The following is an 8241-nucleotide window of genomic DNA, read 5'->3' on the forward strand; positions in this document are numbered from 1 at the left end:
GCCAGTGGGGCGCCGGCCTCCTCGCCGAAGCCGGTGACGATGTTGAGCACACCCGGCGGCACCAGGTCGACGGTCTGCTCCGACTTCCCACTCCTCTCCCTCTCCGCCGGCACTCGCCGACGGCCCGCCGGCATCCCAGGTTTGTGGGATGTCCCCAGGTCGAGGGGCGCTGTCAGGATGTGGCGCACGGAGCCGACCACTCCGGCCGGGCTCCGTCGGAGCGATCCGGCCGTCTCGACAGAGGGATCCACACCCATGAAGATGCGTCGACTGGCCGCTGCCGCGGCCGTCGCGGCCGTCATCGCCCCGGTGCTCGTCATCGCCACCGGCGCCGAGGCGAACGCCTACCCCCGGCAGCTGTCGAAGCGGGAGATCTGCACCGCGGCCTGGAACGTCAACTACTGGTCCGGCGGCGAGGCCTTCGCCCGCGGCCAGTGGCGCGCCTGTATGGGGGGCTGACCGCTCCCCGGTCTTCCCCGCCCGGGGCCCGGAGCGGTCCCGCAGACCCGTGCACCCCGACGGCGCGGCCGGGAACCCCCGCCCTGCCCGCCGGCCGAGGCCTTCCGCCCCGACACCCGGACGAACCGCCAGGGAGTGGGAAGTCGACCAGACCGACTTCCCACTCCCTGCCCGGCACGCACGGCATACTCCCGGCGGGTGACTCCCGTACCTCTCCGGGGTTACGAACGCCGCCGGAACGTTTACATCGACGGGCCGATTCGACACGGAGCCGCGGAACCTAGCGTCGACCCCATGAAACGCAATCGCCGTATCAGCGCCGTCGCGGTGCTGGCGCTCGCCGCCCTCGTCACCGGAACCGACGCCGGGTTCGCCGCCACGGCCACACCGGCCGCACCGGTGGCCACGTACGCGTCCGACACCGCACCTGCCACGGCCCCCGCGCCCACGCGGACCTTCCAGGGCGCGCTCCCCGCCCCGACCGGCCCCTACGCCGCCGGCGAGGACGTCATCCACCTCACCGACGCGAGCCGCCCCGACCCGTGGGTGCCGTCCTCCGGCCCCCGCCAACTGACCGTCACGATGATCTACCCGGCCGTCCCCGGAACCGGGACCCCGGCCCCCTACATGACCCTCGGCGAGGCGGCCGGGATCCTCCAGCGCCAGCACACGCCGGCGAACTCCGGCATCACCCCGCAGAGCCTCGTCGACGTCACCACCCACGCCTACGACGGCGCGCGGCCGCAGCCCGGCAAGCACCCGCTGGTGGTCCTCTCACCCGCGTACGAGAACCCGCGCATGACGCTCACCGCCCTCGCGACCGACCTGGCCAGTCACGGCTACGTCGTCGCTCTCGTCGGCCACACCTACGAGGACAGCGGCGAGACCCTGGCGGACGGCCGGACATCGCCGTGCGTGATCTGCGACGGCCCGGCAGGGCTCGACTTCGACGCCGTCGCCGCCGGCCGCGCACGGGACGAGTCCTTCGTGATCGACCGGTTGACGCACGGCAACGCCGCGTGGCGCCTCGCCCACCTCATCGACAAGCACGAGATCGGCGCGGCCGGACACTCCCTCGGCGGAGCGGCGGCCGCCGCCACGATGATCGCCGACCCGCGGGTCCGGGCCGGAGTGAACATGGACGGCTCCTTCCACCCGGACCCGAAGCCCGGCCAGATCGACCGGCCGTTCCTCATGCTGGGCGAGCCCGTCTCCGACCAGTCGGCCGGCAACGACTGGGAGCAGCCCTGGGCCGCCCTCGGCGGCTACAAGAAGTGGCTGACGGTCACCGGCGCGGACCACTTCAGCTTCGCCGACCTGGACCTGCTCAAGGCGGAGGCCGGATTCCCGGCGGGACCCCTCTCCCCGGAACGCGCGCTGGCGATCACCCGCACGTACGTGACGGCGTTCTTCGACCGGACACTGAAGGGCACCAACAGCCCGCTGCTGGACGGCCCCTCCCCGAACTACCCCGAAGTCCTCTTCCAGCACCAGTCGTACTGACCGCGAAGGTCGGTGACACGGTTCACGGGTGCCTGGCCTCCTCCTCGGGGACGTCGCCGAGCTGCTCGAAGTCTTCGAGGAGCCGGAGGCGCGGTTCCGGCGCAGCGCCAGACCGCCGAAGGCCGGGACGTGGACCTCGCGCTTCGACCGGACCAGTACCCGAATGCCGGGGCACGTCACCACCGGCACGGGCGCACCGGTGCGGCACTCGGTCAGTCCCGCCGATCCGGGCGGGCTCCCCCCGGCCGTCGGGCAGGGGCCGGTCCCTCACCCCAAAGCGCTACACCTGTCCACGGGTGGCCCTGAACAAGTAGCGACGGGCCGTGGGGGCTGACGAACCTGGTCGCATCCGTCCAAACGGTATCCGTATCGACCAGGGAAGGCCCCTCGCATGAAGGTCACTCGACGAATATCCGCCATCCTTCTCGCCGTAGCCCTCAGCCTCGGCGCCGCCGCCACCGCGCCGGCTTTCGCGGGCGGAGGTGGGCACGGAGGCGGGCACGGAGGCGAGCACGGGAGCCATGACTCCTGCGAGGACGATGGATGCCAGGGACCGGAAGGTCCGGAAGGACCCGAGGGACCCGAGGGACCTGAGGGACCCGAGGGGCCACAAGGTCCTGAGGGGCCGGAGGGTCCGCAGGGCCCGGCCGGGGTTCAAGGTCCGGAAGGCCCTGCCGGTCCGGAAGGCCCTGCCGGTCCGGAAGGCCCTGCCGGTCCGGAAGGCCCTGCCGGTCCGGAAGGCCCTGCCGGTCCGGAAGGCCCTGCCGGCCCGCAAGGCCCGGCCGGGGCTCAAGGTCCGGAAGGCCCCGCTGGTCCCCAAGGCCCGGAAGGCCCTCCCGGCAAGAACGGCGTGTCCGGTCCCAGCATCACGGTGAACGGCCCATCCGTTCCCGCGGACGGGGTGAGTGTGGCCACGGCCGTCTGCCCGGCCGGCTACACCTTGACCAGTGGCGGCTACACCTCGGACGGCCCGAACGGCTACGGGGGTATCGGCGAGAAGGGGCATCCCAACAGCACCAACACGGGCTGGGAGGTCCCTGCCCCGCGCGACAACACCCCCGGTGCGGGGATCCACGCATGGGCGATCTGCCTCCCGATCGGATAGCTCCGATCCGGCCCGGGCACCGCATCGTGGTTCACGCGGGCCGGGCTGCCCTGCCGACGCCGGCAGGGCAGCCCGGCCCGCGTTTCCGTCGCCGTCCGAGTGGTCCTCCCGTGGGCGCCGCTCGATCCGGTTCGGTGAAGAGGTGCGATCTCCCACTGAACCGCTCGCCCCTTCCGCCCCGCACCCGGCCCGCCCGGTCGGCGCCGGCCCGGCGTCCACGCCACCGAGGGCCGGTCCTGGCTCCTCGCGGCCGACGGCGACGGCGCACCGGCCACGGCGTGATCGGCGGTGACGGCAGGCCGCTCGCGCTGCTCGCCCTCGTGCGGCGCCGGCACGGCCCCGACGCCGTGGCCGCGTCGGCCGCGAACCCCCGGCGAGATGTGCGGCTTCGGGGGAGGAACGCCTCACGGCGGCGGGCGTCGGCCCCTGGCCGCACCTCCGGGCCCGTACGCGTCCAGGGCCGGTTCGGGAGGTGCCACGTGGTCCCGCAACTCCTGTAGGTCCGCAGGCGTGTTGACCGCGCACCAGTACCCCTCGGCGCGGTACCCCGCCAGCTGCCGCAGCCGGACCAGCCGCGGCAGGGTCGTCTCCGCGTGGTCCCCCCGGTCCGGCAGCAGCGGGACCACGCCGGGCGCGAAGGCGTACACGCCGCCGTTGACGGTGCAGGCGGGCGGGGGAGGCGCGGCGATCTCGGCGACCATCCCCAGCTCGTCGCAGACCACGGTGCCGCGGGGCAGCCGGGGCGGGACCAGGGCGACCGTGGCCAGCGCCCCGCACCGTACGTGGTGGGCGCCCAGTGCGGTGAGCGGGAACTCGGCCCAGATGTCGCCGTAGACGGCGAACCACGGCTCCCCGGGCGCGGGGAGCGCGCGGGCCGCGAGTTTCAGCCCGCCGCCCCGCCCCAGCGGGCGGTCCTCCACGACCACGGTGGTGCGGACCGGCAGGGCCGCCGTGCGGACGTACTCGGTGATGGCCCGCGCCCGGTGGCCGGCCGAGACGACCACCGTCCGCACGCCGGCGGTGGCGAACCGGTCGAGCTGGTGGCGCAGCAGGGGTGCGCCGTCCACCTCGACCATCGCCTTGGGGCGCAGGTCCGTGTACGGGGCGAGCCGCCCGCCGCGTCCGCCCGCCAGGATCACGGCCTGGCGGATCGGGAGGCCGGGAGAGGTGGTGACCGGCGTGGCCAACGTGTGTTCGAGTCTGGTCAACTTCGTTTTCCCGTAGTGCCCTTGTGGGGTGTGATCGTCGGCGATCCCGATCACCTCCGGTGCTCGTCCCGCGTCCGTTCCTAGGCTGCCGCCATGAGCATCCCCTCCGAACTCATCGGCAGCATTCCCCGTTCCCCGGAGCTTCTGGCCGCGTACGCCGCGCACGCCTCCGGCGAACTCGGCGACGCCGCACTCGCGGAGACCCGCCAGCGGGCCGTCCGCGAAACCGTCGCCCAGCTGGAGTCCGTCGGCTCGCCCGTCGTCACCGACGGCGACCAGGCCAAGCGCGACGCCTACACCTACCCGCTCGACGGCGCCGACGGCCTGGCCGCCGACGGGGTCGTCATCCCCTTCGCCGACGGGCACATCCGGCAGCTTCCGCGGCTGACCGCCGGCCCCTTCCGCTACCGCGTGCACGCCGAGCAGTACCTCCGGGCCGCGCAGAAGGTCGCGACCGTCCCCGTGAAGCAGTCGGTCGTGGCGCCGTCCCTGCTCTCCCTGCTGTACCCGGCGGACGGCATCGCGGGCTACCCGCGCGAGGCGTTCCTGGACGACCTCGTCGACGGCGCCGAGGCGGACATCCGGGGCTGCCTCGACTCGGGTGCGCACGTCGTGCAACTGGAGTTCACCGAGGCGCGGTTGTCGCTGAAGCTCGACCCGAGTGGCGGGGTGCTCCGGGACTTCGTCGAACTGCACAACCGGGTGCTGTCCCGGTTCGGCGCGGCCGAACGCGCCCGGATCGGCGTCCACACCGACCCCGGCGCCGACCAGGACTCCACCCACAGCCTCGACGTCGACTACGCGGAACTGCTGCCCACGCTGTTCCGGCTCACGGTGGGCAACTTCTACCTCTCCCTGGCGAGCGAGGCCGACCCGGAGCGCGTCCTGGCCGTCGTCGCCGACCACCTGCCCGCCGACGCGCGGGTGTTCGTCGGCGTCACCGACCCGACCGACCCCCGGGTCGAGACCGCCGAGGAGGTGCGCGACCGGGTGCTGACCGCCGCCCGCCACCTGCCCGCCGACCGGCTCGGCACCTGCGACGACGCCGGGTTCGCCGCCTTCGCCGACGACCTGTCCACCTCCCGCCAGACCGCCTTCGCCAAGATCCGCGCACGGATCGAGGGCACGGCGCTGGCGGCCGAGGCGCTCGGGCTCTGATCGCCGGCCCCGGTGCGCGCGGGAAGCCGGCCCGGCCGACTTCCCGCTCCGCACCTCAGGGCGAACCCTGACGCAAGATCAGGGAACGGTGGCCCCCGGCCCCTGATGCCCCGGGCGGCCCGCACCGGAAGACTCGTCGCCGGGCCGGGAACCACCGGCCCGGACGACCACCAGTCTGGAGCCGGACCGCCCATGAACGCCCACCCGAACGCCCTTGGCAGCCGTAGTCGTTGGGCCGTGCTGGCCGCCGCCGGGGCTATGGCCGCCGCGCTGACGGTCGGCGCGGGCACGCCCGCCCTCGCCGCCTCGGCCTCGCCCGTCGCCGCCTCCGTCCCGGCCTCCGCCGCCGTCTCGGCCTCTGCCCCCGCCGCCGTGCCGCCGCTGGACCCGGCGGCCCTCCGGGCGGCCCTCGCCCAGCGGCCCGCCGCCGACGTCTCCGCCGGATTCGTGCGGGTCACCGGCTCCGCGGGGCGGTTCGTGGGCACCTCGGCGGAGGACGGGATGGCCGTCGACCCGCAAGGCCGGTTCCGGATCGGATCGATCTCGAAGGTCTTCACCGCCACCGTCGTCCTGCAACTCGCCGGCGAAGGACGGATCGACCTCGACGGCACCGTCCGGCAGTACCTCCCGGACTTCCCCTACGAAGGGGTCACCGTCGGGCAGCTGCTCAACCACACCAGTGGGCTGCCCGGCGGCTCCAACGTCCCCTGGGGCGACGGCACCACCGGTTGGTTCGCCGAACACCGGCTCGACTCGTTCACCCCCGAGGACGTCATCGCCACCATGAACGGCCAGAAGCTCGGCTTCACCCCCGGCACCGCCCAGCAGTACAACGGCATGAACACCTTCGTCGCCGGACTGCTCGTCGAGGAGGTCACCGGCCACCGCTACGCCGACGAACTCCGCGACCGCGTCCTCCGGCCCCTCGGCCTGCACGACACCGCGCTCCCCGACGGCGACGACCCGCGGCTGCGGCACCCCGCGACCCACCCCTACCTGACCGTCCCCGACGCCGACGGCGGCACCCACCGGGCGGACGTCACCGAGCAGAGCCCGTGGCCCTGGGCGGAAGGCGGCATGATCTCCAGCGCCCCCGACCTGGAGCGCTTCATGACCGCCCTGTTCCGCGGCCGCCTCCTGCCGCCGGCCCAGCAGGAGGAGCTGTTCACCGTCCCGGACGTGCCCGTCGCACCGGGCAGCAGCCACTGCCCGGGCGGCACGGCGTGCATGAGCATGGGCCTCGAACGCCTCTCGGCCGAGGGCATCGTGGCCTGGGGCAAGACCGGCTCCCGGCCCGGCTCCACCAGCGGCGTCTTCGCCACCCGCGACCTCTCCCGCACCGTCGTGTACTCCGTCGACCCGACGGCGCTCGACGGTGCCGAGACCCCGTACGCCCTCGGACTGCTGAAGAGCGCCTTCGGCCTCAAGTCCATCGGCTGACGGTCCGTCTCCTCCTTTCTGACGAGGAGATGTTGGCTCGCCCGGGGGAAGCGGGGCAGGGGCGGCTTCCGGGACCGTTGGACGCATGCTGAAGAACATTCCGGTCGGCGACACCGAACGGCCCGTTCCCCGGTGGGCCCTGCGACTCGCCAAAGCCCTCCCCTTCATCGTGCTGCCGCACTGCCTGTGGCGACTGCCCTTCGCCTTCGACTTCCGGATGGGGACGGTCGACCCGGCCGCCGGGCCCTACGTCTGGTGGGCCACCCCGTACGTGATCGGGCTGAGCGTGATCACCGAGGCGCTGACGATCCTGACCCTCGGGCTGGTCAGCGGCTGGGGCGAGGTGTACCCGCGCTGGGTGCCCGTCCTGCGCGGCCGCCGGGTCCCACCACTCGTGGCGCTCGTCCCGGCCGTACTCGGCGGACTGGTCCTGGTCGCCCTCTTCGGCGGGATGCCCCTGGCCTGGCTGGGCGTGTTCGCCGAAGTCGGCTACAGCAACGGCTGGTGGATGGCGCTCGGGCGGATCTGCACCTCCACGGCGGTGCTCTGGGGCCCCGTCACCCTCGTCCTCGCCTTCGCCTACTACCGTCGTCGCCGTCAGCAGCCAGGGCACACAGCCCGTCCATGAACCGGCCCGGGGCCGACGGCCTGAACCGGGCCTCGCTCCACTGGTGCCAGAGGCCTCCGGGGGCCAGGAAGCGGGCAGAGTGTTCGCTGCCCGTCCGGCCGTCGATGTGGAGGAGCGCACTGATCGCCCAGTGCTGGTCGAACTGGCAGTCGGGCCTTGGCAGGTAGCGATCCAGGTAGGCCGCCAGGTGCCGGGCGTCCTCGTCAGTGCCGAAGCGTGCGAGAGCGAAGCAGTAGCCCTGGCCGGCGAAGCACAGCTGGCTTGCCAGGAGCAGATCGCCGAGGACGTCACGGAAGTGCACCCTGTGGTCGAAGCCGATCAGCCACGACGCCGTGAGGCGCGAGCGCCACTCGCGCCTCAACAGGATCTCCAGCTCTTCGTCGGTGATCTCCCGGGCGGCGGCACTCAGCGACCGGAGGAAGGGTGCGCGCTCGCTCTCCGCGTCCCGCGCGAAGTTGCCGTGCAACAGGTGCAGGTACCGACTGATCCCGTGCGTGGCGGGCTTGACGTAACGGTCGACGACATCGAGCAGCTCGGGGCCGTCCGACGAAGCAGGAATGGGCATGGCGGCATTCTCACGTCGCCCGCCGCCCACCACCAGAGGCCTCGCCACCCCGGCCCGGCGCCGCGCGGGAAGTCGGACCAGCGATTCTGCTGGCGAAGTATTTGATCTGGGTCGGGCTCAAGCCGTCGTTGTGATGCCGTGTTGGGTGCAGAGTGTGTGGATGCGGGTGGGGCGG

Annotated in this window: 8 protein-coding genes; 6 read left to right on the forward strand and 2 right to left on the reverse strand. The window is 73.3% G+C overall.

The window, feature by feature from the left end; all coding sequences use genetic code 11:
- Positions 1–255: 255 nt before the first annotated feature.
- The 3 genes from ACWD4P_RS37145 (at position 256) to ACWD4P_RS37155 (ending at position 3067) form a co-directional block, all read left to right on the forward strand.
- Entirely contained in the window at positions 256–459 is a 204-nt protein-coding gene (locus ACWD4P_RS37145) for a hypothetical protein (RefSeq protein ID WP_449782681.1), read from the forward strand.
- Positions 460–753: 294 nt separating this feature from the next.
- Positions 754–1962 carry an alpha/beta hydrolase family protein gene (locus tag ACWD4P_RS37150; protein ID WP_449782682.1) on the forward strand — a complete coding sequence of 403 codons (1209 nt, stop codon included), beginning with the start codon at positions 754–756 and terminating at the stop codon, positions 1960–1962.
- A gap of 901 nt (positions 1963–2863) precedes the next feature.
- Entirely contained in the window at positions 2864–3067 is a 204-nt protein-coding gene (locus ACWD4P_RS37155; protein ID WP_449782683.1) for a hypothetical protein, read from the forward strand.
- Between the two features lie 404 nt (positions 3068–3471).
- On the opposite strand, the gene ACWD4P_RS37160 is transcribed toward ACWD4P_RS37155, so the two are convergent.
- Positions 3472–4275 (reverse strand): nucleotidyltransferase family protein, encoded by an 804-nt coding sequence (locus ACWD4P_RS37160; RefSeq protein WP_449782684.1) that lies wholly within the window; start codon positions 4273–4275, stop codon positions 3472–3474.
- Positions 4276–4368: 93 nt separating this feature from the next.
- Here ACWD4P_RS37160 and ACWD4P_RS37165 point away from each other — a divergent pair, with 93 nt between their 5' ends.
- From ACWD4P_RS37165 to ACWD4P_RS37175, 3 genes are all read left to right on the forward strand, one after another.
- Positions 4369–5433 (forward strand): 5-methyltetrahydropteroyltriglutamate--homocysteine methyltransferase, encoded by a 1065-nt coding sequence (locus ACWD4P_RS37165; protein ID WP_449782685.1) that lies wholly within the window; start codon positions 4369–4371, stop codon positions 5431–5433.
- 192 nt (positions 5434–5625) lie between these two features.
- A complete protein-coding gene (locus ACWD4P_RS37170; protein WP_449782686.1) occupies positions 5626–6873 on the forward strand; it encodes a serine hydrolase domain-containing protein in 1248 nt (415 codons plus the stop codon).
- An 85-nt stretch (positions 6874–6958) separates the two neighbouring features.
- Positions 6959–7501 (forward strand): hypothetical protein, encoded by a 543-nt coding sequence (locus tag ACWD4P_RS37175; protein ID WP_449782687.1) that lies wholly within the window; start codon positions 6959–6961, stop codon positions 7499–7501.
- Here ACWD4P_RS37175 and ACWD4P_RS37180 read toward each other — a convergent pair.
- Positions 7431–8066, reverse strand: a complete 636-nt coding sequence (locus ACWD4P_RS37180; RefSeq protein WP_449782688.1) for a DUF6000 family protein — start codon at positions 8064–8066, stop codon at positions 7431–7433. The genes ACWD4P_RS37175 and ACWD4P_RS37180 overlap by 71 nt on opposite strands.
- Positions 8067–8241 lie beyond the last annotated feature (175 nt).

This window comes from Kitasatospora sp. NPDC002543, assembly GCF_053594915.1.